At 64.7% G+C, this 26,458-nt stretch carries 28 protein-coding genes; 17 read left to right on the forward strand and 11 right to left on the reverse strand.

Going from position 1 to position 26,458, the window contains the following annotated elements; translation table 11 throughout:
* Positions 1–25: 25 nt before the first annotated feature.
* The gene (locus ACVWYP_RS28440) at positions 26–436 is read right to left on the reverse strand and encodes a winged helix-turn-helix transcriptional regulator (RefSeq protein ID WP_038380388.1); all 411 of its coding nucleotides are present in this window, start codon (positions 434–436) and stop codon (positions 26–28) included.
* Between the two features lie 99 nt (positions 437–535).
* On the opposite strand from ACVWYP_RS28440, the gene ACVWYP_RS28445 reads away from it, so the two are divergent.
* Positions 536–1,144 carry an FMN-dependent NADH-azoreductase gene (locus ACVWYP_RS28445; protein WP_304495659.1) on the forward strand — a complete coding sequence of 203 codons (609 nt, stop codon included), beginning with the start codon at positions 536–538 and terminating at the stop codon, positions 1,142–1,144.
* 43 nt (positions 1,145–1,187) lie between these two features.
* Here the strand turns inward: ACVWYP_RS28445 and ACVWYP_RS28450 are convergent, their stop codons facing one another.
* Both ACVWYP_RS28450 and ACVWYP_RS28455 read right to left on the reverse strand, forming a co-directional pair.
* Entirely contained in the window at positions 1,188–1,346 is a 159-nt protein-coding gene (locus tag ACVWYP_RS28450; protein WP_196238162.1) for a hypothetical protein, read from the reverse strand.
* 254 nt (positions 1,347–1,600) lie between these two features.
* Positions 1,601–2,374, reverse strand: coding sequence for an SDR family NAD(P)-dependent oxidoreductase (locus ACVWYP_RS28455; protein WP_038385329.1), 774 nt, complete (start codon positions 2,372–2,374; stop codon positions 1,601–1,603).
* A 109-nt stretch (positions 2,375–2,483) separates the two neighbouring features.
* Here ACVWYP_RS28455 and ACVWYP_RS28460 point away from each other — a divergent pair, with 109 nt between their 5' ends.
* Positions 2,484–2,960, forward strand: coding sequence for a winged helix-turn-helix transcriptional regulator (locus ACVWYP_RS28460; RefSeq protein WP_137477661.1), 477 nt, complete (start codon positions 2,484–2,486; stop codon positions 2,958–2,960).
* Positions 2,961–3,546: 586 nt separating this feature from the next.
* Here ACVWYP_RS28460 and ACVWYP_RS28465 read toward each other — a convergent pair.
* On the reverse strand, positions 3,547–3,786 hold the full coding sequence (locus ACVWYP_RS28465; RefSeq protein WP_304495660.1) for a hypothetical protein: 240 nt from the start codon (positions 3,784–3,786) through the stop codon (positions 3,547–3,549).
* Between the two features lie 229 nt (positions 3,787–4,015).
* On the opposite strand from ACVWYP_RS28465, the gene topA reads away from it, so the two are divergent.
* The 7 genes from topA (at position 4,016) to ACVWYP_RS28500 (ending at position 12,827) form a co-directional block, all read left to right on the forward strand.
* Positions 4,016–6,787 (forward strand): type I DNA topoisomerase, encoded by a 2,772-nt coding sequence (topA, locus tag ACVWYP_RS28470; RefSeq protein ID WP_304495661.1) that lies wholly within the window; start codon positions 4,016–4,018, stop codon positions 6,785–6,787.
* On the forward strand, positions 6,788–9,148 hold the full coding sequence (rnr, locus tag ACVWYP_RS28475; RefSeq protein ID WP_304495662.1) for a ribonuclease R: 2,361 nt from the start codon (positions 6,788–6,790) through the stop codon (positions 9,146–9,148).
* Entirely contained in the window at positions 9,139–9,576 is a 438-nt protein-coding gene (locus tag ACVWYP_RS28480) for a DUF983 domain-containing protein (RefSeq protein WP_028341024.1), read from the forward strand. The genes rnr and ACVWYP_RS28480 overlap by 10 nt, the downstream gene beginning before the upstream one ends.
* A 36-nt stretch (positions 9,577–9,612) precedes the next feature.
* Positions 9,613–10,362: an NUDIX hydrolase gene (locus ACVWYP_RS28485; protein ID WP_304495663.1), complete on the forward strand. Its 750-nt coding sequence runs from the start codon at positions 9,613–9,615 to the stop codon at positions 10,360–10,362.
* 203 nt (positions 10,363–10,565) lie between these two features.
* On the forward strand, positions 10,566–11,891 hold the full coding sequence (locus ACVWYP_RS28490) for an LLM class flavin-dependent oxidoreductase (protein WP_304495664.1): 1,326 nt from the start codon (positions 10,566–10,568) through the stop codon (positions 11,889–11,891).
* 128 nt (positions 11,892–12,019) lie between these two features.
* Entirely contained in the window at positions 12,020–12,187 is a 168-nt protein-coding gene (gene rpmG / locus ACVWYP_RS28495; protein ID WP_018271988.1) for a 50S ribosomal protein L33, read from the forward strand.
* Between the two features lie 109 nt (positions 12,188–12,296).
* A complete protein-coding gene (locus ACVWYP_RS28500; protein ID WP_028341027.1) occupies positions 12,297–12,827 on the forward strand; it encodes a hypothetical protein in 531 nt (176 codons plus the stop codon).
* Here the strand turns inward: ACVWYP_RS28500 and ACVWYP_RS28505 are convergent.
* Positions 12,824–12,952: a hypothetical protein gene (locus tag ACVWYP_RS28505; protein WP_256527872.1), complete on the reverse strand. Its 129-nt coding sequence runs from the start codon at positions 12,950–12,952 to the stop codon at positions 12,824–12,826. The genes ACVWYP_RS28500 and ACVWYP_RS28505 overlap by 4 nt on opposite strands.
* Before the next feature lie 72 nt (positions 12,953–13,024).
* Positions 13,025–14,422 carry an ammonium transporter gene (locus ACVWYP_RS28510; protein WP_456684232.1) on the reverse strand — a complete coding sequence of 466 codons (1,398 nt, stop codon included), beginning with the start codon at positions 14,420–14,422 and terminating at the stop codon, positions 13,025–13,027.
* Here ACVWYP_RS28510 and ACVWYP_RS28515 point away from each other — a divergent pair.
* Positions 14,400–14,591, forward strand: coding sequence for a hypothetical protein (locus ACVWYP_RS28515; protein ID WP_304500457.1), 192 nt, complete (start codon positions 14,400–14,402; stop codon positions 14,589–14,591). The two genes, ACVWYP_RS28510 and ACVWYP_RS28515, sit on opposite strands and share 23 nt — an antisense overlap.
* A 264-nt stretch (positions 14,592–14,855) precedes the next feature.
* Here the strand turns inward: ACVWYP_RS28515 and ACVWYP_RS28520 are convergent, their stop codons facing one another.
* Positions 14,856–16,088, reverse strand: a complete 1,233-nt coding sequence (locus tag ACVWYP_RS28520) for an MFS transporter (protein WP_028341029.1) — start codon at positions 16,086–16,088, stop codon at positions 14,856–14,858.
* A 133-nt stretch (positions 16,089–16,221) separates the two neighbouring features.
* On the opposite strand from ACVWYP_RS28520, the gene ACVWYP_RS28525 reads away from it, so the two are divergent.
* Positions 16,222–16,824: a TetR/AcrR family transcriptional regulator gene (locus ACVWYP_RS28525; RefSeq protein WP_304495666.1), complete on the forward strand. Its 603-nt coding sequence runs from the start codon at positions 16,222–16,224 to the stop codon at positions 16,822–16,824.
* A 148-nt stretch (positions 16,825–16,972) separates the two neighbouring features.
* Complete coding sequence (locus tag ACVWYP_RS28530) at positions 16,973–18,178, forward strand: serine hydrolase domain-containing protein (RefSeq protein ID WP_304495667.1); 1,206 nt, start codon at positions 16,973–16,975, stop codon at positions 18,176–18,178.
* Between the two features lie 104 nt (positions 18,179–18,282).
* Here ACVWYP_RS28530 and ACVWYP_RS28535 read toward each other — a convergent pair whose 3' ends face one another.
* Positions 18,283–19,656, reverse strand: a complete 1,374-nt coding sequence (locus ACVWYP_RS28535) for a PleD family two-component system response regulator (RefSeq protein ID WP_028341032.1) — start codon at positions 19,654–19,656, stop codon at positions 18,283–18,285.
* A 15-nt stretch (positions 19,657–19,671) separates the two neighbouring features.
* Positions 19,672–20,037, reverse strand: coding sequence for a response regulator (locus ACVWYP_RS28540; protein ID WP_028341033.1), 366 nt, complete (start codon positions 20,035–20,037; stop codon positions 19,672–19,674).
* 228 nt (positions 20,038–20,265) lie between these two features.
* Here ACVWYP_RS28540 and ACVWYP_RS28545 point away from each other — a divergent pair, with 228 nt between their 5' ends.
* On the forward strand, positions 20,266–20,565 hold the full coding sequence (locus ACVWYP_RS28545) for a DUF3572 domain-containing protein (protein ID WP_016845967.1): 300 nt from the start codon (positions 20,266–20,268) through the stop codon (positions 20,563–20,565).
* The gene (locus tag ACVWYP_RS28550; RefSeq protein WP_304495668.1) at positions 20,544–21,860 is read left to right on the forward strand and encodes a DNA polymerase IV; all 1,317 of its coding nucleotides are present in this window, start codon (positions 20,544–20,546) and stop codon (positions 21,858–21,860) included. The genes ACVWYP_RS28545 and ACVWYP_RS28550 overlap by 22 nt, the downstream gene beginning before the upstream one ends.
* Before the next feature lie 163 nt (positions 21,861–22,023).
* Here the strand turns inward: ACVWYP_RS28550 and ACVWYP_RS28555 are convergent, their stop codons facing one another.
* Both ACVWYP_RS28555 and ACVWYP_RS28560 read right to left on the reverse strand, forming a co-directional pair.
* Complete coding sequence (locus tag ACVWYP_RS28555; RefSeq protein ID WP_038388572.1) at positions 22,024–22,425, reverse strand: RidA family protein; 402 nt, start codon at positions 22,423–22,425, stop codon at positions 22,024–22,026.
* A gap of 254 nt (positions 22,426–22,679) precedes the next feature.
* The gene (locus ACVWYP_RS28560; RefSeq protein ID WP_038385778.1) at positions 22,680–23,546 is read right to left on the reverse strand and encodes a cell envelope integrity EipB family protein; all 867 of its coding nucleotides are present in this window, start codon (positions 23,544–23,546) and stop codon (positions 22,680–22,682) included.
* A 265-nt stretch (positions 23,547–23,811) separates the two neighbouring features.
* Here ACVWYP_RS28560 and ACVWYP_RS28565 point away from each other — a divergent pair, with 265 nt between their 5' ends.
* The 3 genes from ACVWYP_RS28565 (at position 23,812) to ACVWYP_RS28575 (ending at position 26,452) form a co-directional block, all read left to right on the forward strand.
* Entirely contained in the window at positions 23,812–24,279 is a 468-nt protein-coding gene (locus ACVWYP_RS28565) for a RidA family protein (protein WP_016845428.1), read from the forward strand.
* Between the two features lie 3 nt (positions 24,280–24,282).
* Complete coding sequence (locus ACVWYP_RS28570; protein WP_304495669.1) at positions 24,283–25,035, forward strand: glycerophosphodiester phosphodiesterase; 753 nt, start codon at positions 24,283–24,285, stop codon at positions 25,033–25,035.
* 166 nt (positions 25,036–25,201) lie between these two features.
* On the forward strand, positions 25,202–26,452 hold the full coding sequence (locus ACVWYP_RS28575; RefSeq protein ID WP_304495670.1) for a GNAT family N-acetyltransferase: 1,251 nt from the start codon (positions 25,202–25,204) through the stop codon (positions 26,450–26,452).
* Positions 26,453–26,458: the final 6 nt, after the last annotated feature.

Here is a 26,458-nt window from a genome sequence, read left to right on the forward strand (position 1 = left end):
TTGTCCGAACGCGAAGGCTCCGAACTCAGCCTTCGCCGTTCCGCGCATCGAAATCGTTTCGCGCGCCCTCGATCTCCGGCAGATGCGCGAACGCCCATTCGCCGAGCGCCATCACAGGCACCGCCAGTCCGCGCCCGAGGTCGGTCAGTTCGTAGTCGACCCGCGGCGGAATGGTCGGAAACACCGTGCGCGTCACCAGGCCATCGCGCTCCAGCCCGCGCAGCGTCAAGGTCAGCATGCGCTGCGAGATGCCGTTGATCATCCGCTTCAGCTCGTTGAAGCGGCGCGGTCCATCGCGCAGCAGCATGATGACCAGCACGCTCCATTTGTCGCCGACCCGCGACAGCACCGAGGCCACGCCGCGGCAGTCCTGATGCGTCCCGGGGCCACGCGGCAGGCCGGTTTCGGCGGTTACATCGATGTGCTCGGGTTCCATTGGTGTGCTCGGGTTTCAAAAATGTGCGTTCTTGCGGAGATTTAGGACGGTCACTCATATAGCGCCAGTTACAAACCTATACCAAAGGTGACCTCAGCCATGAAACTTCTGCACATCGATTCCTCAGTCCTCGGCCCCCACTCCGTCAGCCGCCAGGTCTCCGCCGCCGCCGTCGAGCGGCTGCGCCAGGCCAATCCGGGCCTCGTCGTCAGCTACCGCGATCTCAGCCAGACCCCGCTCGCCCACCTCTCCGGCCTGCACCTCGCCGCCAGCCAGGGCGCGGCGCCGGACCCGTCGGTGCGCGACGACATCGCGACCAGCCAGGCCGTGCTGGACGAGTTCCTTGCCGCCGACATCGTCGTGATCGGCGCGCCCATGTACAATTTCACGATTCCGAGCCAGCTCAAGGCCTGGATCGACCGCATCCTGGTCGCGGGCAAGACCTTCAAATACGGCGCCGGCGGCGTCGAGGGACTGGCCGGCAACAAGCGCGTCATCATCGCGATCTCGCGCGGCGGCTATTACGGCGCCGACACGCCGATGGCCGCGCTCGAGCACCTCGAGACCTATCTGCGCGGCGTGTTCGGCTTCATCGGCGTCAGGAATGTTGAGTTCATCCCCGCCGACGGCATCCAGGTCGGCCCCGAGCATCGCGAAAAGGCGGTTGCGGGCGCGCTGCAGGCCGCCGGCAGCCTGAACGCCGCCTGATGTGATTCAAAGCGCCTGCCGTCGCCCGGCGGCGGCAGGCCGTTCAGAACCAGACGCCCTGAATGCCGAGGATGACAGCCACCAGCGAAATCAACAGGCCGATGCCGGAAAACAGTGCGACCGTCACGAACTGCGACGTGTCCGAACTTTCCGATGCGGACGAAACCGGGATCGACGTCGAAATGCGGGCTGCTTTCGGCATGACGGCACTCCAAATGATTCCGTGGTGAAAAATTCCCCGCCCCATCAGGAGTCCGGGGAGTACGTCAAAGGTTCAATACACGCGATGATAGTCGCGCACGAAATCGGCCGGTGTGAAGCGCTTCACACCGGCCGTTCGTTACAATGAGAAACAAACCAGAGCGTTTTCGAGCGAAGTGGATACCGGTTCGCGTGAAGAAAACGCGTCAGAATAAAACCAGAGCCCCGTTCCGATTTAATCGGAACGGAAAGGCCCTATCCGCGATAGATCGGTGCGCCTGCGGGCGACGCGGTTGCACCGCCATCGATGAACAGCTCCTGCCCCTGCACATGCGCGGCGTCGTCGGACGCCAGGAACAGCACGGTCTTCGAGATGTGATCGGGTTCGCCGATCCGGCCGAGCGGCGTGGTCTTGCCGATCCGCTGCTCGAATGCCTTCTCGGCCTCGGGCGTCGCGATCGCTGCGCCCCAGATCGGGGTGCGCACCGCGCCCGGCGCCACCACATTGACGCGGATGTTGCGCGGCGAGAATTCTGACGCCATCACCCGCGCCATCGCGCGCACGCCGGCCTTGCTCGCGGCATAGGCCGAATAGCCGGGATTGCCGAGCACCGAAATCACCGAGCCGTTGAGAATGATCGATGCGCCGTCGTTGAGATAAGGCGCGACCGCCTGCACCGTGAAGAACACACCGGTGAGATTGGTGCGGATGACATTCTCGAAGGCGGCCAGCGTGGTGCCGCCGACCGGCGTCTGGCCGGGAATGCCGGCATTGGCGAACAGCACGTCATACTTGCCGAACTTCTCGGCGCCCTGCTTGACCGCGGCTTCCAGCGCCGCGACGTCGGTGGCATCGGCGGCCACCGCGAACGCGTTCGGCCCGAGCTCCTTGGCTGCCGCCGCAAGCGTCTCCTTGTTGCGCCCGGTGATGACGACCTTGGCGCCTTCGGCCACGAACAGCTTTGCTGTCGCGAGCCCGATGCCGCTGTTGCCGCCGGTGATCAACGCCGTCTTGTTCGCCAGTCTCATGTCCGCCTCCAGTTGGTTGCATTATTAAACTTCGTTGCCTAGCTAGGGTATACGGTTTAATATTGCAACCACACAAGGTCGTGATGGCCCAAATTCCTGGAGACAGTCGGTGAAACGAACCAGCCTTGCAGGCGACAGCTGTCCCGTCGCACGCGCGCTCGACGTGTTCGGCGACTGGTGGTCGCTCCTGATCATCCGCGACGCCAGCCTCGGCCGCCGCCGCTTCGGCGAATTCCAGGCGAGCCTCGGGCTTGCCAAGAACATCCTTGCCACACGGCTGCGCACGCTGGTCGAGCGCGGCATCCTGAAGACGGTCCCCGCCTCCGACGGCAGCGCCTATCAGGAATATGTCCTGACGCCGAAGGGCCACGGCATCTTTCCGATCCTGGTCGCGCTGCGGCAATGGACCGAGGAATTCGACGAGCATCCGGACGAGATCGCGACCATCCTGGTCGACCGCGACAAGGGCAAGCCGGTGAAGAAGCTCGCGCTGTACTCGCAGGATGGACGCGTGCTTGGCGCCGCCGACACTGCGCTGAAGCCGCGGCCTGCAGCAAAGCGCGCGCGTCGCCTCGCGACTGCGTAGGATGGATGTTGCCGGTACGACACGACGGGCAAATCAGCAAAACCTGTCAATCCTCGCGCGCGAAAATATTTCGCTTTATCCGAAGCGCAGTCCTACCCCGAGCTTTCTACCCATTGCTCGGGGCCCATGGGGGCGATCGGCACCCGGCTTTCCCTGCGCCCTCTTCAAGAGAGAGGGCGGAACGAAGAGCAAAGCTCGGACGATTCATGTCGCGAGAACGCGGATTTATGTCCACAGGCCATGCAACAGACACGATGTCGTCCCTGCGAAAGCAGGGACCCATAACCACCGATGCTGATTATTGCGCGTCGCTGGAACAACGAGTCCCGTTAACAGCATCCGCCGCGGAGTATGGGTCCCTGCTTTCGCAGGGACGACGGGGTGGGTGGATGTAGGCCGTGCCCACACATTCGGTGTCGTCCTGGCGAAAGCCAGGACCCCATTACCCCAAATGAGAGTTGTTGCGCGACGCTGAGGCCGCGAACCGGTTCGTCACCGAATGCGGTGCTATGGGTCCTGGCTTTCGCCAGGACGACGAATGGAGAGAGCCCCGCTCATAGGCCGCCCCTGCATCCCGCGACGCCCCTCACGACAACCTCCGCCGGCTGCGCGAACGCAGTTGCTCGTCGGCCTCCAGGCGGGCCATCGCGAACAGGCGCTCGAGGACTTCGAATTTGTGGCGCCGGGCGAGTTTGGCGAGTTCGGTCGCGGCGGCTCCGATCAGGACCAGAGCGTCGTCCGGGCCGCCCTCCCCAGCTGTCTCGTCGCCCGCCGGTCGCCGCCGGCCGGACACCTTGCGCTTTCGGCCGCCCCCTGTGCTGCTCAAAAGGCCTAATCCGATTCCCACCGTATATATAAAGAGATACGCCCTTTCCGGCCGCAACTCTAGGGAGCATTTTGCAACCCTTGGGATAGAAACTCCACAGCTTGGCAACGCCCTTCAATATCTGGCGATTTGACAGGGACCGCCCCAGCACCCATGTTCGCCCCGACACGGCGGACCGCGAGTCTAGCGGAATCCGCCTTCAAGTTTTCCCATAAGCTATTGGAATGACATGAATATCGTCATTGTGGAGTCGCCGGCCAAGGCCAAGACGATCAACAAATATCTGGGGTCCTCCTACGAGGTCCTGGCGTCGTTCGGCCATGTTCGCGACCTCCCGGCCAAGAACGGTTCCGTCGATCCCGACGCCAATTTCCAGATGATCTGGGAGGTCGACGCCAAGGCCGCGAGCCGGCTCAACGACATCGCCAAGGCGCTCAAGGGTGCCGACCGCCTGATCCTCGCAACCGACCCTGATCGCGAGGGCGAGGCGATCTCCTGGCACGTGCTGGAGGTGATGAAGGAGAAGCGCGCGCTGAAGGACCAGAAGGTCGAGCGCGTGGTGTTCAACGCCATCACCAAGCAGGCCGTCTCCGAGGCGATGAAGGCGCCGCGCCAGATCGATGGCGCGCTGGTCGACGCCTATATGGCGCGCCGTGCGCTGGACTATCTGGTCGGCTTCACCCTCTCCCCCGTGCTGTGGCGCAAACTGCCTGGCGCCCGCTCCGCCGGCCGCGTGCAGTCGGTCGCGTTGCGGCTGGTGTGCGACCGCGAGCTCGAGATCGAGAAGTTCGTGCCGAAGGAGTACTGGTCGCTGGTCGCGACGCTGCTGACGCCGCGCGGCGAGGCCTTCGAGGCGCGGCTGGTCGGCGCCGACGGCAAGAAGATCGCACGGCTCGACATCGGCTCCGGCGCGGAAGCCGAGGATTTCAAGAAGGCGATCGAGGCCGCGCTGTTCAAGGTCGCGACCGTCGAGGCCAAGCCGGCGCGGCGCAATCCGCAGGCGCCCTTTACCACCTCGACCCTGCAGCAGGAAGCGAGCCGCAAGCTCGGCTTCGCGCCGGCGCACACCATGCGCATCGCGCAGCGGCTCTATGAGGGCATCGACATCGGCGGCGAGACCACCGGTCTCATCACCTATATGCGAACCGACGGCGTGCAGATCGCCCCCGAGGCGATCACGCAGGCGCGCAAGGTGATCGGCGAGGATTACGGCAACGCCTATGTGCCGGACGCCCCGCGCCAGTACCAGGCCAAGGCCAAGAACGCGCAGGAAGCGCACGAAGCGATCCGCCCGACCGATCTGTCGCGTCGCCCGGCCACCATCGGCCGCAGGCTCGATGCCGATCAGGCGCGGCTCTATGAATTGATCTGGAAGCGCACCATTGCGAGCCAGATGGAGTCGGCCGAGCTCGAGCGCACCACCGTCGACATCGAGGCCAAGGCCGGCTCACGCGTGCTGGACCTGCGCGCCTCCGGCCAGGTCATCAAGTTCGACGGCTTCCTCGCGCTCTATCAGGAAAGCCGCGACGACGAGGAGGACGAGGATTCGCGCCGCCTGCCCGCGATGAGCGAGGGCGAGGCCGTGAAGCGCCAGAGCCTCGCCGTCACCCAGCATTTCACCGAGCCGCCGCCGCGCTTCTCGGAAGCATCATTGGTGAAGCGGATGGAGGAGCTCGGCATCGGCCGCCCCTCGACCTACGCCTCGATCCTGCAGGTCCTGAAGGACCGCGGCTATGTCAAGCTCGAGAAGAAGCGGCTGCACGGCGAGGACAAGGGCCGCGTCGTGGTCGCGTTCCTGGAGAACTTCTTCTCACGCTACGTCGAATACGACTTCACCGCCGATCTCGAGGAGCAGCTCGACCGCATCTCCAACAACGAGATCGCCTGGCAGCAGGTGCTGCAGGACTTCTGGCGCGGCTTCATCGGCGCGGTCAACGACATCAAGGACCTCCGGGTCGCCGAGGTGCTCGACGCGCTCGACGAGATGCTCGGCCCGCACATCTATCCGCCGCGCGCGGATGGCGGCGATGTCAGGCAATGCCCGACCTGCGGCACCGGCCGGCTCAACCTCAAGGCCGGCAAGTTCGGCGCCTTCGTCGGCTGCTCGAATTATCCGGAATGCCGCTACACCCGCCCGCTCGCGGCCGACAGCGCCGAAAGCGCCGACCGCGTGCTCGGCACCGATCCCGACACCGGCTTCGATGTCACGGTGAAGGCCGGCCGCTTCGGCCCCTACATCCAGCTCGGCGAGCAGAAGGATTACGCCGAAGGCGAGAAGCCGAAGCGCGCGGGCATTCCAAAAGGCACCTCGCCGGCCGATGTCGATCTCGAACTGGCGCTGAAGCTGCTGTCGCTGCCGCGCGAGATCGGCAGGCATCCGGAAACCGGGCAGCCGATCACCGCCGGCCTCGGCCGGTTCGGGCCGTTCGTCAAGCACGAGAAGACCTATGCCAGCCTCGAGGCCGGCGACGAGGTGTTCGACATCGGGTTGAACCGCGCCGTCACGCTGATCGCGGAGAAGATCGCCAAGGGCCCGAGCGGTCGCCGCTTCGGCGCCGACCCCGGCAAGCCGCTCGGCGATCACCCGACGCTCGGCGCGGTCGCGCTGAAGAACGGCCGCTACGGCGCCTATGTCGCGGCCGGCGGCGTCAACGCGACGATCCCGAGCGACCGCACGCCCGACCAGATCACGCTCGCGGAGGCGATCGCGCTGATCGACGAGCGCGCGGCCAAGGGCGGCGGCAAGAAGGCCAAGAAGGCGAAGGCGGAAAAGCCCGCCAAGGCGAAGAAAGCCAAGTCCGAGGCGACCGAGACCGACGGCGACGCCGAAGCCAAGCCCGCCAAGAAGGCTGCGTCGAAGAAGGCCGCAGCGAAGCCGAAGACGGATGCGACCAGCAAGGCGCGCGCGCCGGTCGCCTCCGGTGCCAAGACGTCGCCTGCAAAATCATCGGCACCAGCGAAAGCGCCCGCGAAGAAGAGCGCCGGCAAGGCACGAGGATAAGTGAAACGAAAACCCGACCATGGCTTTCCGGGCCGGGACGCCATCGTCGCCTTCATCCGCGCCAATCCAGGCAAGGTCGGCACCCGCGAGATCGCGCGCGAGTTCGGCCTGAAGAACGCCGACCGCGTCGAGCTGAAGCGGATCCTCCGCGAGCTCGCCGACGACGGCACGATCGCCAAGCGCGGCCGCAAGATTCACGAGCCGGCGGCGCTGCCGCCGACCCTGCTGGCCGACATTACCGGCCGCGACAGCGACGGCGAGCTGATCGCCACGCCCGCCGAGTGGGACTCGGACGAGAACGGTACCGCCCCGAAAATCCGCATCGAGACGCCGCGGCGGCCGAAGCCCGGCACCACCGCCGGCGTCGGCGACCGCGCGCTGCTGCGCGTCGAAGTCACGGACGAGCAAGACGGCACGCCCTATCGCGGCCGCGTCATCAAGGTGATCGATCACGGGCGCACCCGGATCCTCGGCATCTTCCGCAGCAATCCCGATGGCGGCGGGCGCCTGATCCCGGTTGACAAGAAGCAGGCCGGCCGCGAGCTCAACATCGCCAAGGCCGACAGCGGCGGCGCCGAGGACGGCGATCTCATCAGCGTCGACCTGATCCGCACCCGCGGCTATGGGCTGGCCTCCGCCCGCGTCAAGGAGCGGCTCGGCTCGATTGCCAGTGAAAAGGCGATCAGCCTGATCGCGATCAACACCCACGACATCCCGCAGGTGTTCTCGTCCTCTGCGCTGCGCGAAGCGGAAGAAGCAAAACCCGCGACCTTGCAAGGCCGTGAGGACTGGCGTGACGTGCCGCTCGTCACCATCGATCCCCCGGATGCCAAGGATCACGACGACGCGGTGCATGCGGAAGTCGATCATGATCCGAACAACAAGGGCGGCTTCATCGTCCATGTCGCGATCGCCGACGTCGCCTACTATGTGCGGCCCGGCTCGGCGCTCGACCGCGACGCATTGCAGCGCGGCAACTCGGTCTATTTCCCTGATCGCGTCGTGCCGATGCTGCCCGAGCGCATCTCCAACGATCTCTGCTCGCTGGTGCCGGGCGAGCCGCGCGGCTCGCTCGCGGTGCGCATGGTGATCGGCGCCGACGGCCGCAAGCGCTCGCATACCTTCCACCGCGTGCTGATGCGCTCGGCCGCAAAGCTCCATTACGCGCAGGCACAGGCTGCGATCGACGGACGGCCCGATGACACGACGGGCCCCATCCTCGATCCGATCCTGAAGCCACTGTGGTCGGCCTACGAGCTGGTCAAGCTTGCACGCAACGAGCGCGACCCGCTCGATCTCGATCTGCCCGAGCGCAAGATCCTGCTGAAAGCCGACGGCACCGTCGATCGCGTGATCGTGCCGCAGCGGCTCGACGCTCACCGGCTGATCGAGGAGTTCATGATCCTCGCCAACGTCGCCGCGGCCGAGATGCTGGAGAAGATGGCGCTGCCGCTGATCTACCGCGTGCACGACGAGCCGAGCCAGGAGAAGGTGCACAACCTGCAGGAATTCCTGAAGACGCTCGACCTGCCCTTCACCAAGCAGGGCGCGCTGCGTCCCACGCAATTCAACCGCGTGCTGGCGCAGGTTGCCGGCGAGGACTACGAACCGCTGGTCAACGAGGTGGTGCTGCGTTCGCAGGCGCAGGCCGAGTACTCCGCCGAGAACTACGGCCATTTCGGCTTGAACCTGCGCCGCTACGCGCACTTCACCTCGCCGATCCGTCGCTATGCCGATCTGATCGTGCATCGCGCGCTGATCCGCGCGCTCGGGCTTGGCGAAGGCGCCTTGCCGACCGATGAGACCGTGGAGACGCTCGCCGAGATCGCCGCGCAGATTTCGGTCACCGAGCGCCGCGCGATGAAGGCGGAGCGCGAGACCACCGACCGGCTGATCGCGCATTTCCTTGCCGATAAGGTCGGCGCCTCGTTCCAGGGCCGCATTTCCGGCGTGACGCGATCCGGCCTGTTCGTGAAGCTCGACGACACCGGTGCCGACGGCCTGATCCCGATCCGCACCATCGGCAGCGAATATTTCAACTACGACGAAACCCGCCACGCGCTGATCGGCACGCGCAGCGGCACCATGTATCGGCTCGGCGACGTCGTCGATGTGCGTCTGGTGGAAGCCGCGCCGATCGCCGGCGCGCTGCGGTTTGAGCTATTATCCGATGGTCAGGCAATTCCGCGCGGCAGAAAACGCGACGGCGTAGGGGCCGAGCGCCGTGCCGCCGGATTTGGCAAGGGACCGAAAGGATCTGGCAAGAAGGCGCACAAGGAGCGGAAATCGCGCAACAAGAAGGATCGCAAGCCGGCGCAGCAGAAGTCCGGCAAATCGAAGCGAGGCAAGTCATGGAAGTGACACCGCCGACGGTGGTCTGGACTCGCGAAGCGGCCGAGCCCGAGAAGCGCGACGTGTGGAGCGCGATGAAGCGCGGGTTCCGCTGCCGCTGTCCGCGCTGCGGAAATGGCAGACTGTTCCGCAAGTTTCTCAAATGCGACGGCCATTGCCCGGTCTGCGACCTCGACTTCACGCCGCATCGCGCCGACGATCTGCCTGCCTATCTCGTCATCGTTATCGTCGGCCATATCGTGGTACCGATGGCGCTGTGGATCGAGACCAATTATTCGCCGCCGGTGTGGCTGCAACTTGCGATCTATCTGCCGTTTACGCTGTTCGCATCGCTGGCTTTGTTGCAGCCGGTGAAGGGAGCCGTGATCGGCTTGCAATGGGCCCTGCGCATGCATGGCTTTGACGAGAATCCCCCTAGCGACATCCCGCCGGTCTAGCTAAACCGGGCCGCAAGAAGAAATGAAAGGGATGAAATGACTGAAGCTGCCGCACCCGCCGCTGTCGTCCACCAGGGCGAAAAAGAAGCCGATCATCATGCGTATTTCCGGCCGAAGGATGCCGCGACGCTGATCCTGATCGATCGCTCCGGCGCCAAGCCGAAGGTGCTGGTCGGCAAGCGCCACGACAAGGTGGTGTTCATGCCCGGCAAGTTCGTTTTCCCCGGCGGCCGCGTCGACAAGGCCGACAACCGCGTGCCGGTCGCAGCGCCGATCACGCCGGAGCTCGAAGCCAATCTGTTGAAGGGCAGCCCGAAGATCACGCCCGGCCGCGCACGTGCGCTCGCCAACGCCGCGATCCGCGAGGCCTGCGAAGAGACCGGACTCTGCCTCGGCCGCAAGGTCGAGAAATCGCACAAGCTCGACGGGCCCTGGGCGGCGTTCGCCGACGCAGGTCTGTTACCCGATCCGTCCGGCCTGTTCCTGATCGCGCGCGCGATCACCCCGCCCGGCCGCGTCCGCCGCTTCGACACGCGCTTCTTCACCGCCGACGCCTCGACCATCGCGCATCGTGTCGAAGGCGTGGTGCATGCCGATGCCGAACTGGTCGAGCTGGTCTGGGTCGAGATCGGCTCCGAGCCGCTCGCCGACGCGCATGCCATGACCAAGAACGTGCTCGCCGAGCTCGACCGTCGTCTCGCCACCGGCCCGCTCCGCCACGACGCGCCGGTGCCGTTCTTCCATTTCTACGGCGGCAAGATGCAAAAGGACGTCCTTGGGGCGTAAGATGATCCTCGTCATTCCGGGGCGATGCGCAGCATCGAACCGGAATCCCGAGATTGCGGCGCGAGATTCCGGGTTCATCGCTGCGCGATGCCCGGAATGACAATGTCGAGAGAGCGGCCAAAAACAAAATAATCTTCCCGATGGCGCGCCGCAAAGCGCCTCCCTATCTGTTCCGCTAACGACATCAAGCACGGAACGGGGCAATGGCGAAGCGTCAACTCAAGCTCGGCGCGTTCATGCGGCCGATCAGCATCCACACCGGCGCCTGGCGCTATCCCGGGGCCTGGCCCGACGCCAATTTCAACTTCGACCACATCAAGACGCTGATCAGGAAGCTCGAGGCCGGCAAGTTCGACGCATTCTTCATGGCCGACCATCTGGCCGTGCTGAACATGCCGATCAACGCGCTGAAGCGCAGCCACACCGTGACCTCGTTCGAGCCGTTCACGCTGCTGTCGGCACTTGCGGCCGTCACCGAGAACATCGGCCTGATCGCGACCGGCTCGACCACCTTCGACGAGCCCTATCACGTCGCCCGCCGTTTCGCCTCGCTCGACCACATCTCCGGCGGCCGCGCCGGCTGGAATATCGTCACCACGTCGAATCCGGACGCGGCGCTGAATTTCGGCCTCGACGATCACATGGAGCACGCCGAGCGCTACAGGCGCGCCCGCGAGTTCTACGACGTCGTCACCGGCCTCTGGGATTCCTTCGCCGACGATGCGTTCGTGCGCGACGTCGAGTCCGGGCTGTTCGTCGATCCCGAGAAAATGCATGTGCTCAATCACAAGGGCCAATATCTCTCGGTCCGCGGTCCCCTGAACATCGCCCGCCCCGTGCAGGGCTGGCCTGTCATCGTGCAGGCCGGCGCTTCCGATGACGGCAGGCAGCTTGCGGCCGAGACGGCGGAAGCCGTGTTCACCGGCGGCGGCAGCCTGGCCGACGGACAGAAGCTCTATGCCGACATCAAGGGCCGCATGGAGAAGATCGGCCGCGATCCCGAGCATCTGAAGATCCTGCCCGGTGCCTTCGTCGTGGTCGGCGACAGCGTCGAGGAAGCAAAAGAGAAGCGCGCGCTGCTCGACAGTCGCGTGCATTACGACAGCGCGATCGCCTCGCTGTCGGTGATCCTCGGCACCGACGCGTCCGGCTTCGATCCCGACGGACAGTTGCCGCCGATCCCCGAAACCAATGCAAGCAAGAGCGGCCGGCAGCGCCTCGTCGATGTCGCAGCGCGCGACAAGCTCACCGTACGCCAGCTCGCGCAGCGCGTCGGCGGCTATGGCGGGCTCGCCTTCGTCGGCACGCCGCAGACCATCGCCGACCAGATGGAGGAATGGCTGACCGGCCGCGGCAGCGACGGCTTCAACATCATGTTCCCCTATCTGCCGCAGGGCCTGTTCGAGTTCGTCGACAGGGTGGTGCCGGAACTGCAAAAGCGCGGGATTTTCCGCACTGAGTACGAAGGTCGGACCCTGCGCGAGAATTTGGGCCTGCCGCGGCCGAAAAATCAGTTCTTCGAGGGGTAATAGGCCCGGAATCGGGGTGATCTTGGCTCAGAAATCCTTGACTTTGGGCGGTTTCTGGCTAATTTCCCGGCCAAACGCGGGCCGATTTGGCCGGCTCCCGAATTCCCCCGATTTTCGAGGTTTTGCACATGGCCAAGGCGGTCACCATCAAGGTCAAGCTCGTGTCGACGGCCGACACCGGCTTCTATTACGTTGCCAAGAAGAATTCGCGCACCATGACCGACAAGCTGGTCAAGAAGAAGTACGACCCGGTCGCGCGCAAGCACGTCGAGTTCAAGGAAGCCAAGATCAAGTAAGTTCGCCTGCTTCCGACGTTTCAAACGGGGCCCTCGCGGCCCCGTTTTTGCTTTCTAGGCTTGCGTCATCCCTCATGATTCCCGGACCAGTCCCGGGCGCAGGGCTCAGATGATCGCAACCTTGGACGAGGGAAACGTCGGCGGCTACTCGGTCGCTTACGGCCGCGAGGACATCTACTTTCCGGTCTATGTCACGGCAGCCCTCGCCGCGATCTTTCTGACCGCGACCTGGATCACGGGCGCGATCTATTGGCTGGCGCCGGCGGCGGCAGCGGGCGGCTTCACCTATTACAACATCCCCCTGCTGGAGGCCGGTCGTCCGACGATCGGGGCCAACCAGTACGGCATCTTCATCCAGGCCTTCGGGCTGATCCGCTGGCGCGCTATCACGCGCATCGACCTCGTCGAGATCGCCGAGCGCGCGATGACCGTTCACGAATTGCAGATCGCACTCAGCGGGCCGCTCGGCAGCGCGCTGGTGGCCGATTGGCGCAAGCGGCCGGCCTACCGGCTGCTGATGCGCCTGCCGTGGCGCATGGACCATCGTGGCGTGGTCCGCGTCAATCTGGAGCCATTCGACCGGACGCCCGACGAGATCCACCGGACGTTCCTCAGGATGTGGCGCTACTATCGGAGCTAACCTTTGAACGCCTCATCGCGCAGATGCGCGTCCGCGATCTCTGCATCCGGATTGTGTGTGATCGTCATGAACCAAATGAGGCTGAAGAACAGCGACCACGCTGTGTTCCAATAGAACCAGTTCATCGGATCACCTCGAACAGCTTAGATCCGCGCCAGCCCGCGAAGTTCGCCGGCTGCGCGGAATGCCGCCAAAGTCTACTGCACGACCTCGCCGTGCAGTGCCAGATCCAACCCTTCGCGCTCGATGTCCCGCGTCACGCGAAGCCCGACGAAGAGATTGATCACGAACAGGATGATCAGGCTCACCACGGCATCATACACGAAAACCGTCGCGACGCCGATGCATTGATTGAGGAACTGCCCGGGATTTCCTTCCAGAACGCCTGCCGTTCCACCATACTGCTCTACCGCGAACACCCCGGTCAGCAGCGCCCCGACGATGCCGCCAAGGGCATGGACACCGAAGCAGTCCAGCGCATCATCGTAGCTGAACATGCGCTTCAAGCCGGTGCATCCCCAGTAGCAGCAGACGCCTGCGGCGATGCCGATCGCGAAAGCGCCGACCGGCCCGACGAAACCGGAAGCCGGCGTGATCGCGACGAGGCCCGCCACGGCACCCGAGCAGATTCCGACCACGGTCGGCTTGCCCTTCAACGCCCATTCCACCAGCATCCAGGTGAAGCCCGCCACCGCCGTGGCGATCTGGGTCACCAGCATGGCCATGCCCGCCTGCATTCCGGCCGTGACAGCGGAGCCGGCGTTGAACCCGAACCAGCCGACCCACAGCAGCGAGGCGCCAATGAAGGTCAGCACCATGTTGTGCGCCGGCCCCGTCTCGACGCGCTTGCCGAGCATGATCGCGCACATCAGGCCCGCGACGCCGGCATTGATGTGCACAACGGTGCCGCCGGCGAAATCGAGAACTTTGACATACGCAGCGTCGTTGCCGGCCGAGAATATGCCGTCGGGTCCCCAGACCCAGTGCGCGATCGGCGCATAGACGAAGATCGCCCACAGCCCGATGAACCAGAGCATCGCGGAGAACTTCATCCGCTCGGCAAACGCGCCGGCAATCAGCGCCGGCGTGATGATGGCGAACGTCATCTGGAAGCAGATGTAAACGGACTCAGGAATGGTCGCGGCAAGTGGATTGGGATTGCCGATGCCCCCCTTGCCGATGTCGCTCAGGATGTCCTTGAGGAACAGGCGATCCAGACCGCCGATGAACGGCGTGCCGGCACGAAACGCCAGGCTGTAGGTGAGGACGGCAAACAGGATCGTGACCAGGCAGGTGACGGCGAAGCTGGTCATCACGGTGTCGCCGACATTCTTCTTGCGCACCATGCCGCCATAGAACAGACCGAGCCCCGGGACCGTCATCATCAGGACGAGCGCGACGGACGTGAGCATCCAGGCGGTGTCACCGGAATTCGGCGTGCACTTCTCGAGGATCTTGCCGCCGCAAGCCAGCGGTGCCGCCGCATCCTCAGCGAGCGCGAGCTCGCTGAACAGCAGGCAAAGAACGGCCACCCCCAGCAGGGCAACCACGATTCTCACGAGCTTCCGGCGCGTGTATGTCGCAGACTCCATCATCGACCTCCCATCACAAGAAATGCTGGCGTTCGGAATGGGCGCGGCGCATCCGGAGCGTGAGCGCCGAAGTCGTCGCGACATTGAGCCGGACGTGAGGCACAAGGGCCCCCTGCTCGGCAGCGCGGCGAAGGCCGCGGTGCGCGGATGGCTGGAGATTGACGGCGACTAGCCTCATCGCGGCCAGCCCTTCCCATGGGTCCCCAGGCCGGAAACCTCAGCGTCGGCTTCCGGCACGATTTCTAGCCAAATTCAATCAAGATTCGTGCCACCGCCGCGTGCGGAGTAACAGTTTGAAGATGTTGTGATTTCAAACCGCGCAGGGAGCGTCTCGGCGCTCCATTGCACGTTCTCGCAGCAAGCGATCGATGGAAAAATAGGCAGAAACCGGCGACTGCCCTCGCATGGGGCAGTCGCCGGTTGCCCGGATTGGAAACTAGGCGGCCTTCAGCAGCGGCGGTTGCGCCGGGCGGATCAGCGCGAAGGCGAGCTGGATGATGCCGCCGGCAAGGCCCAGCGCGACGCCGATGCGCCAGGCCATGGTGTAGGAGCCGAGCGAGTCATAGATCAGCCCTCCTCCGTAAGCGCCGAGGAAGCTGCCGACCTGGTGGCTCATGAAGGCAAGGCCCTGGATCATCGCCTGCCAGCGCAGCCCGAACATCTCGGCCACCGCGCCCGCGACCAGCGGACCGACGCCCATCCAGAGGAAGCCCATGATGGCGCCGAACAGCAACGTCGAGCCCGGCGTTGCCGGCAGCATGAAGTACCAGGCGAGCGCCAGCGAGCGCAGGATGTAGATCGCGCCGAGCAGCGCCAGCTTGTTCCAACGCTGGCCGGCCCAGCCGAAGAACAGCGAGCCCAGCACGTTGAAGCCGCCGATCATGCCGAGCGTCTGCGCGCTCAGCATCGGATCGAGCCCGCAGATCGCGAGATACGATGGCAGATGCGTGGTGAGGAAGACGAGCTGCATGCCGCAGACCATGTAGGCACAGGTCATCACCACGAAGGCTGCGTTGCTGAACGCGGTCTTCGCCGCGGTCGCCGCAGTGGCGTTGCCGATATCGTCGGCCGCGGGCTTCGGCAGCGGGATCTTGTCGACGCGGCCGGCGTACAACGCAGCCGGAATCATGAAGACCGAGAGGATCACGAAGCCGGCAAGCCCGACGCGCCAGCCGAAACCTTCATTGAGCATCTGGCCGATCGGCGCCGACAGCAGCGCGCCGAGCGAGCCCGCGGCGGAGACCATGCCGAGCACGGTCGAGCGTACCGTCTCCGGCACCGCGCGCGCCGAGACCGACATTGCGATCGCATTCGCGGTGCAGGCGAGCGAAAGGCCGATCAGGACACCGGCGCCGATCATGATGGCAACGAGCCCATGCGCCGTCGTCATCAGCACGAGGCCCGCGATGTAGGCGAGCGCGCCGACCACCATGATCGGGCGAAAGCCGTAACGCACCGTCATCGCGCCGGCGACCGGCTGCAGAAAACCCCAGGCGAGGTTCTGCACCGCGAGCGCCAGCGTGAAGTGGGATATCGAGATGCCGATGTCGTGCGTGAGCGGCTGCATGAAGATGCCGAGGCTCTGCCGCAGCCCCATGCTCAGCGTGAGCATGATGGAGGCGCCGATCAGGATGGGAAGCGTGGGACGCAGGACCTGCAACAGGGGCATTGTTCTTGTTCTCCCATAACGGCACGGCACGCGTGCCATGGCCTGCGATTGATGCATGTTTTTGTTACACAGACCTGTGTACTTAGGCTATACAGGGGGCCGACTGTCAAGCGAAGAGGATCACGGCTGGCGCATGGCTTCCCCGCCTCCCAAACAGACCATGAAAGAGCGGATCCTCGAGACCGCCGACAGACTGTTCTACCTGCAGGGCATTCGCGCCATCGGCGTCGACACCATCGCGGCCGAGATCGGCATCAGCAAGCGCACGCTCTACAACCACTTCCCGTCGAAGGACGCGCTGATCGAAGCCTATCTGCAGCGCCGCTTCGTGCAGCCCCGCCCCTCCGACAAGCCGCCGGCCGAGCAGATCCTTGCAACTTTCGATTCGCTGGAGCGACGGTTCTCGGCGAAGGATTTTCGCGGCTGCCCGTTCGTGAACGCGGTGGCCGAGCTCGGGCCGGAGGACGAGGACCGCACCTTCAGGAACATCGCAATCGCCTTCAAGGAAAGCCGCCGGCTCTGGTTTCGAGATCTGCTGCGTCAGCTCGGCGTCGCCGACGCCGAGGGACTTGCGACCCAGCTCACGCTCCTGGTCGATGGATCGATCGCGCAGGATCTGGTGCGCGACGATCCGGCGATGGCGCGCGCGGCCAGGGAAGCCGCCCGCGTGTTGCTGGCCAATGCAGGCGTCAAGGTCGGCAGCCCCGCCCCCGCTGGCAAGAAACGCGCCGGATAAATCCGGTTGCGTGCGGAAGTCAGGTTTGGTTGGTTGCGCCGAACGCAGGCGACAGCATTCCCGACTGGATATTCCGTCCGGCGAGATTGACAGCGACCGCGCAAAGACCTGCTACACAGAAGATCTGCGGCACAACAGGGGAACGACCATGGAAGATCTGAAGGTGACGGCCACCGGCTATGATTTCGCGCCGGCGCGCGCTGCCATGCAGCGCTATATCGCCAACGATCTCCTGGCCGGCATCTCCTGGACGGTTCTGGTCGGGCGCGACATCGCTGACACGGGCTGCGTCGGATGGGCCGATAGGGAAGCGCAGATTCCGCTGCGCACCGATCACATCTTCCGCGTTTTCTCCAACACCAAGCTGATCACCTCCTGCGCGGCGCTGCTGCTGGTCGAGGAAGGCCGCTTGCGGCTCGACGATCCGATCGAGACCTTCATCCCGCAGCTCAGAAACCGGAAGGTGCTGCGGCCGGGCGCGACGTCGATCGACGACACCGAGCCGGCGCAGCGGTCGATCACCATTCGCCATCTGCTGAGCCACTCGGCCGGCCTCAGCTACGGCCTGTTCGATCCGGGCACCCCGATCTTCAAGGCCTACAACGAGCGCAAGATCCTCAATCCGATGACGACGCTCGCCGACATGGTCGACGGTCTGTCCGATCTGCCACTGGTGTTCCATCCCGGCTCGTCATGGGAATATTCCGTTGCCATCGACGTGGTCGCACGGCTGGTCGAGGTGGTGAGCGGCCAGCCGTTCGACAAGTTCATCAAGGCGCGTATCCTCGATCCGCTCGGCATGGTCGACACCGGCTTCTATGTTCCGGAGAAGGACCACAACCGGCTCGTCGCCTATTACGCCGGCGCCGATCTGATGGATCCGATGAAGCCCGGACTGACGCGCACCGACAACGCGCCCTATCCCGGCGCCTATCTGCGCCCGGTGCCGCGCTTCAATGGCGGCGGCGGTCTCGTCTCGACACTGCATGACATGGTCGCGCTGATCCGCAGCCTGCTGCCCGGCGGGCCGACGCTGCTGAAGCCGGAGACGATCGCGCAGGCGATGACCAACCAGCTCACACCGGGCCAATGGATCCGCTTCGCGATGATGGGCGAGCAGCCCGGCAAAACATATGGTCTTACCGGCGGACTGATCCTCAACCCCTCCCCGATCGATCATCCCGACGCCGCCGGCGAGCTCTATTGGGGCGGCGTCGCAGGCACGCAGTGGTGGATTTCGCCCAAAACGGGCATCGCCGGCGTGATGATGGCGCAGCGCCAGATGGCGTTCGTCCATCCGTTCTCGTTCGAGTTCAAGCGGATGGCCTATGACGCGGTGAGACGCGGCCGCTAAGGGCACTTCGTAGCCCGGATGGAGCGCAGCGAAATCCGGGTATCGCGCCACATGCACAGGCGTCCCGGATTACGCTTCGCTCCATCCGGGCTACAGGAGACTGACTACGCCGCGGCCGACACCACGCGGTTGCGGCCGTCGTGCTTGGCGCGATAGAGTGCGGTGTCGGCGCGCTTGAGCACATCGGTGACCAGTTCGCCCTTGCGCTCCAGCGTGGTGAGCCCGATCGAGATCGTGACGGTGATCCGCTTGCCGCCCTTGTCGACTGTGAAGGGCTCGCCCGCGATCGAGCGGCGCAGCCGCTCTGCGACCATGCCGGCGACATGCAGATCGGTCTCGGGCATCACGATGACGAACTCCTCGCCGCCATAGCGGCAGGCGAGATCGATGCCTCGGATCGACTTGCGGATACGGACGGCGAATTCGCGCAGCACGTCGTCGCCGGCATCGTGGCCGTAGGTGTCGTTGATCGCCTTGAAGTAGTCGATGTCGAGGATCATCAGCGCCAGCGGCTTGCCGCGGATCGAGGCCTGCTCCGCCAGCGTCGCGAGGTGGCTTTCCATATAGCGCCGGTTATTGAGACCGGTCAGCGCATCCGTGATCGCCATCTCGATCGAGTTCTGCACATTGTCGCGCAGATGATCGGTGTAGCGGCGGCGGCGAATCTGGGTGCGCGCACGCGCCAGCAGTTCGTTCTTGTCGACCGGCCGCAGCAGATAGTCGTTGACGCCGATCTCGAGCCCGCGCATCAGCCGCGTGTTGTTGTCGGCATCCGAGATGGCGAGGATCGGGACCTGGCGCGTGCGCTCCAGCGAGCGGGCCTGGCTGCACAGCCGCAGGCCGTCGTAATTGTCGAGGCTGAGCGACACGATCAGCAAGTCGTAATTGCCCTCGGCGGCGTGGAACAAGGCTTCCGACGGATTGATCTCGACGTCGACGGTATGCTCGGCCGAGAGGATCGGCGCCAGCTTCTCGTAGGACGACGGCCGGTCGTCGACCAGAAGGATGCGGCCGCCGGTGCCCTTGTCGGCGATCGCGCTGCGCTCGGGCGCCTGCATGCCGATCTCGAGCGAGGTGATGGCGCGCATGCGCAACTCGTCGGTCATCATCTTCAGCCGCGTCAGCGAGCGCACGCGCGCGATCAGCACGACGTCGGACACCGGCTTGGTCAGGAAGTCATCGGCGCCGGCTTCAAGGCCGCGCACGCGATCGGCCGGGCTGTCGAGCGCGGTGACGATGACGACGGGAATGAAATGGGTCGCCGGATTCGACTTCAGCCGGCGGCAGACCTCGAAGCCGTCCATATCAGGCATCATGACATCGAGCAGGATGATGTCGCATTCGGCGCGTGCGCAGATTTCCAGTGCCTCGCTCCCGTTGGAAGCGGTCAGCACATCGAAATATTCGGCTGACAGACGGGCTTCCAACAACTTGACGTTCGCCGGAACGTCATCGACCACGAGGATACGCGCGGACATTGCACCACAACTCCCCTATCCGATAAAGCGTCGGACAGTCTCAATAAATTTGCCGACCGAGATCGGCTTGGACAAATAGGCTTCGCAGCCGCCCTCGCGGATGCGTTCTTCGTCGCCCTTCATGGCGAAGGCGGTGACCGCGACCACCGGAATCGTGCGCAGATTGGGATCGTCCTTGATCCAGCGCGTGACCTCGAGACCGGAAACCTGGGGTAGCTGGATGTCCATCAGGATCAGGTCGGGGCGCAGCTTGCGGACAAGATCAAGCGCTTCGAAGCCATTGCTGGTGCCCGAAGTCTGATAGCCGTGCGCTTCCAACAGATCGCGAAAGAGCTTCATGTTGAGCTCATTGTCCTCCACGATCAGGACGGTTTTGGCCATCCCGTCCCTCCCAAACCCAGGAGACGGGCCCGGCTGCGGTACCTCACGCACCGCGCTCGGGGCGCGTCGAAAATGTGAATTCAAACTAGCGCCAGAATCGCTCTAACCCGTTAACCCGAAGTCCAACTTCCGCAGCGTGGTTTCCGTTGCTTGAACACATGCGGAAGACTCGGGCATGATGGGCCTCTCAATAGAGACCATAAGTTAACGGAAAGGCAAACCGGCGCGTTGAAAAAGCCTGTTCACAACCCCCGGGAAGTTGCTGAAATCGTTGCGATTCAGGCGCTCGGCTTCATTGCCGGCGATCCCGAGCGGCTGGGCCTGTTCCTGGCCGAAACTGGAATCGGTCCAGAGACGCTGCGGAACGCCGCGTCCGATCCTCAATTTCTTGCGAGCGTGCTCGATTTCGTGATGCGCGACGACGCCACCGTGACGGCGTTTGCCAAGGCCTCGGAACTGCACCCGACCAACATCGCTGCCGCCCATCAGGCGCTGGGCGACCCGAAATGGGAGCGCGACGTGCCGTGACGACGGCAGCGGCAGCGTCCGACGGCCCCCTCAGTTTCTGCCGAGACTGCCTCGGCGATCTCGATATCAAGGTGAAGCGGTGCAGCCATTGCGGCTCGCCGCGGCTGGTGCGTCATCGCGCCCTGCCCGCGCTGGCGCTGGCGCATATCGACTGCGACGCGTTCTATGCCACCGTCGAGAAGCGCGACAATCCTGACATCGCCGACCGCCCGGTTATCATCGGCGGCGGCAAGCGCGGCGTGGTGTCCGCCGCCTGTTACATCGCCCGCACCTACGGCGTCCGCTCGGCGATGCCGATGTTCAAGGCGCTGGAACTGTGCCCGGACGCGACCGTGATCCCGCCGGACATGGCGAAGTATGTCCGGGTCGGGCGCGAGGTGCGGCAGGCAATGCAGGCGCTGACGCCGCTGGTCGAGCCGCTGTCGATCGACGAAGCCTTCCTCGATCTCGCCGGCACGCAGCGCGTCCACGGCATGATCCCGGCGAAGGTGCTCGCCAAATTCGCCCGCGATGTCGAGCGCGACATCGGCATCACGGTGTCGGTCGGGCTGTCCTGCAACAAATTCCTCGCCAAGATCGCCTCAGATCTCGACAAGCCGAGGGGCTTCGCTGCGCTCGACCAGGACGAGGCGCGCGAGATGCTGGCGAGCAAGCCGGTCGGGTTCATCTACGGCGTTGGCCCTGCGACCCAGGAGAAGCTGGTGCAGCGCGGTTTCCGCGTCATCGCCGACCTGCAGCGCGCAGACGAGAACGAATTGATGAAGCAGTTCGCGAGCGAAGGCCGCCGGCTGTGGCGGCTGGCGCGCGGCATCGACGACCGGAGCGTGGTGGCCGACCGCGGCGCCAAGACGATCTCGAGCGAGACCACCTTCGAGACCGACATCCGCGACTTCGCGACGCTGGAGAAACTGCTCTGGAAACTGTCCGAGAAAGTCTCGGCGCGGCTGAAGACCAGCGAGCTCTCGGGCTGCACCATCACGCTGAAGCTGAAGACCGCGGACTTCCGCCAGCGCACCCGCTCGCAATCGATCCAGACCCCGACCCAGCTTGCCGCCAAGATCTTTGCGGTCTCGCGCGAGATGCTCGCGAAGGAGATCGACGGCACCGCCTTCCGCCTGATGGGCACCGGCGTCAGCGCGCTGCGCCCGGGCGCGCAGGCCAATGATTCCGACATGCTCGACCGCCGCTCGGCGCACGCCGAACGCGCGATGGACAATCTGCGCAAGAAGTTCGGCAATGCCGCCGTGATCAGGGGCATTGCCTATGAGGGGCCGCCGAAAAACGCGGAGGAGTAATTCATCGTTGACGTCATCCCCGCGCAAAGGCCTCGCCTTTGTCGCTGGAGGTGCGAGCGGAGCGAGCCTCGAAGGATGACCGGAAAGACTCGGGCCGTCGCCCTTCGTGACGCGCGCGATGCGCGCTCCTCAGGGTGACGGTACTCAGCGTCACGATGCCCCCTCAATCAGCAACCGCCACCGCCTCGATCTCGATCAGCCATTCCGGCGCCGCGAGCGCGGTGACGCCGACCAGCGTAGAGGCCGGCGGCTCCATGCCCTCAAAGAACGCCGAGCGTGCCTTGCCGATGATGGGACGGAGCTCCGGCTTGTAGCCGACGACGAAGGTCGTGATCTTGACGATATTGGAATAGCTGGCCCCGGCGGCCTTCAGCGCCATGCCGAGGTTCTGCATCACCTGCGTCGTCTGCGCGGCGAGATCGCCGGCGCCGACCACGCGGCCCTCCTCGTCGACCGAGACCTGTCCCGAAATGTAGATCGTGCGCGCGCCGGAGGCGACGACGACGTGGGAGTAAGCCGGATTGTGATGCAGGCCGCTGGGGCGAAGATGGTTGAGCTCGCTCATGATGTGCCTCCCTGACACGCGTGTTTTGGGAAGCGTACTCGTGTCGGACGGTTCCGGCCAGAGCGGTGTCGTGGAGTGCTCGGGCCTGCTCCGCTGTCGTCCCGGCGAAAGCCGGACCCATAACCACCGAAGGTGATTGTTGCGCGACGTTGGGGCCACAGCCCCCTTCAACAACTCAACCCTGTGGTTATGGGTCCCGGGTCGCGCTTCGCTTGCCCGGGACGACGGCTGAGTATGCCGAGAGGATCAGCCCCTCACTTGCAGGGCTTGGAATCCCTGACGTCGAACTTGTCCAGCGCGCCCGAGATCACGAAATCGTTGTAATCCAGCACCAGCGCGCGGGAGACGCCGTTCTCGTAGAGCTCGAACGACATCGCGTAGACCGGCGTCTGCTCGCCGTCCTTTGCGCGCGCGTCGCTGTCGTAATAGCTCACGGTCACCGGCCAGCGCGTCATGGCCTTCATCGCATTGCTCGCCGTCGACGGATCGGGCGATGACGGCGCGCGGTCGCCCGCGATCGGGCGGCCGATCACGGTCAGCGTGTTGTAGATCTTCTCGCCGTTGTCGGAGCCGTCATAGACGGTCTGCTCGAGCACCGATTTGCCGTCGCGGGCGGCAGCGATGATGTGCTGGATCTGCTCGGTCGGGAACACGATCTTGCCGTCGATATTGAACGTCTTCTTGACCGGCTGGGTCAGCTTCACGGTGATATGATCGCCGACCCGCTCGGCGATGCCATCGACCGGCGACGATTCACTGTCGTTCATCCGCGTATCGATCTTGAAGCGGTAGCTTTTGCCCGACGCGTCCTCCCAGGACGTGGAGCGAAGATCTGATAGCGTCACCTTGCCCTCGCCGCTGTCGAGCTCGGACACCTGGCGGAATTCGGAGGTATAACCTTCGCAGGAGTTGCCGGAGAAATTGTAGAGGATGCGCCCACGCGCATCGCTGACCGAGTTGGAGCCGCGCGACTTCACCAGGCTGAGGTCGTAGAGCGCCTGATGCGCGAGGAACGGCCCGCTCGCCGCAGCGACCGCGGACCCCTGAACCAAGCCAGATCCTGCGGCAACGGCGATCGCAAACACCAGGGCACGCGACGGAGTCCGGAACGGCAGGGTCATATGGTTTCCTCAAGGAGGTAGGGATTCGCCACAATAGTGACGGTGGTATTGCGCCGCAACTGGGGCAAGTCTGACAAAATGGCAATGTACGCAGCGAAAATGCCGTCATTTTCGGCAGCTTTCCGTGCGATTCGGCACCTCATGGCCGCGTTGTCCTCACCTTACCGTCGCTTGCAACCGGCGGCATGATGCGCGAAACAATCGAAACAAACTTGGCCCTGACCGCGTTTCAGGCTTCGTGCAATCCAATTTGGGGGACCAAAAAATGGCGGGTACCGTCGAACAAAAACTGGCGTCACAGGGCATCACACTTCCCGAGCCGACCTCCCCGGTCGCAAACTATGTCCCCTTCGTCCGCAGCGGAAACCTGCTGTTCGTTTCCGGCCAGGTCTGCTTCAACGCCGAAGGCAAGCTGATCGCCAAGGGCAAGCTCGGCGCCGGCGTCACGCTCGAACAGGGCGCCGCCGCCGCGCGCGGCTGCGCAATCAATCTGCTGGCCCAGATCAAGGCCGCGCTCGGCGACCTCGACAAGGTGGTGCGCGTGGTGCGGCTCGGCGGCTTCATCAATTCGGCGCCCGACTTCTTTGACGGGCCAAAGGTGCTGAACGGCGCTTCCGACCTGATGGTCGAGGCATTCGGCGACAAGGGTCGCCATGCCCGCACCACCGTCGGCGTCGCCTCGCTGCCCGCTGACGCCGCGGTCGAAGTCGAAGGCGTGTTCGAAGTCGCCTGATCGATGCGCGCTCCTGATTGGCTGACGAAACGGCCGGTCGCCCATCGCGGCCTGCACGATGCCGCGCGCGGTATCATCGAGAACATGCCGGCCGCGGCCACCGCCGCGGTCGCCGGCAACTTCGCCATCGAGTGCGATATCCAGCTCACCGCCGACGGCGAGGCGATGGTGCATCACGACGATGCGCTCGGCCGCCTCACCGAGGGGGCGGGCCTGCTGGCGACCAAGACGGTGGCCGAACTGAAGGCCGTCAAGTTCAAGGACACCTCCGAGCAGATGATGACGCTCGGCGATCTCTGCGCGCTGGTCGCCGGCCGCGTGCCGCTGGTGGTCGAGGTGAAGAGCCATTTCGACGGCGACCGCAGGCTGGTGCGGCGGATGGCCGAGGTGCTGGCGTCCTATTCCGGCCCGGTGGTCGGCATGTCCTTCGATCCCGACCAGGTGCTGGCGCTTCGCGAGATCATGCCGAACCTGCCGCGCGGCATCACCGCCCAGCGCACCTATGACGACGGCCATTGGGACAAGCTGACGCCGGCGCAGCGCGACAGCATGCTGTACCTGCGGCACGGCTTTACGACCGAACCGCATTTCGTCGCCTATTGGGTCAACCAGCTGCCGGCGCCGGAGCCGTGGATCGCCCGCAATGTGTTCGGCTGTCCGCTGCTGGCCTGGACCGTGCGGACGGTGGAACAGCGCGAGCGGGCGGCGCGCTACGCCGACCAGATGATTTTCGAGGGATTTGTGCCGGGAACCTGACATGTCCGAGACATGCCCCTTGCAGTCTTGAACTCATCGCTGCGACGCACGATGTTGGCGAGGGTTGGTCGTCATCGGCGATGGCGGAATGCAGGGCATGATCCGGAAGTGGAGCCAGCTGTTCCGGAAAGATCATGCTCAAACGAGGCACCGGTCTTCATTCTCGATGGCGTCTTCTGAAATCACGCTAGAGGCTGTAGCTGACATCGGCGGCATTCCGGCCGCCGAATGGGACGCCTGCGCCAATCCCAAGGCGGATGCGGACAGCATCCATAACTTCGACACGCTGGCCTCGCCCGGTTCCGCAGGCGATTGCCAGATCGGCGCAAGTTCGAGCTATAACCCGTTCGTTTCTCATGCATTTTTCGCCGCGGCCGAAGCCTCCAATTCGGCCTGCCCGCGGACCGGCTGGGGCCCGCGGCATCTGATCGCCAAACTCGACGGCCGGATCGTCGGCGTCGTGCCCTGCTATCTGAAATCGCACTCGCAGGGCGAATACGTGTTCGATCGCGGCTGGGCCGAGGCCTATCACCGCGCCGGCGGCAGCTATTACCCGAAGCTGCAGGTGTCCGTCCCCTTCACGCCCGCGACCGGGCCGCGGCTGTTGATCCGCGACGGCGTCGACCGGGAGGTGATCGGCTCGGCGCTGGCGCGCGGCCTGCGGGCACTCTGCAACGCCACCGAGGCCTCCTCCGTGCATGTGACGTTCGCCCGCGAGGACGAGGCCAGGTTCCTCGGCGCCCACGGTTTCCTGCAGCGGACCGACCAGCAGTTCCACTGGCACAATGAGGGCTACAAGACCTTCGACGACTTTCTCGGCTCGCTGAACTCGCGCCACCGCAAGGGCATCAAGCGCGAGCGCCGCGAGGCGGTTGCCGCCGGGATCACCATCCACTGGCTCACCGGCTCCGACATCACCGAGGACGCCTGGGATGCGTTCTTCGAGTTCTACATGGAGACCGGCTCGCGCAAATGGGGCCGGCCGTATCTGACCCGAGAATTCTTCTCGCTGATCGGCGAGACCATGAGCCGCGACGTGCTGCTGGTGATGGCCAAGCGCAACGGACGCTGGATCGCGGGTGCGATCAACTTCATCGGCTCGGACACGCTGTTCGGCCGCAACTGGGGCGCGATCGAGCACCACCCGTTCCTGCACTTCGAGGTCTGCTACTACCAGGCGATCGACTTCGCGGTTCAACGCGGGCTCAAGGTGGTCGAGGCCGGCGCGCAGGGCGAGCACAAGCTGGCGCGTGGCTACCTGCCGCAGACGACCTATTCGGCGCATTTCATCGCCGATCCCGGACTGCGCAGGGCGATCGCCGATTACCTCAAGCGCGAGCGCGACTATGTCGCCGAGGTCGGCCGTGAGCTCGCCGAGGCCGGCCCGTTCCGCAAGACGGTCGACGACGACGCTTGACGTCTC

The sequence above is a fragment of the Bradyrhizobium sp. USDA 3262 genome (assembly GCF_054060035.1).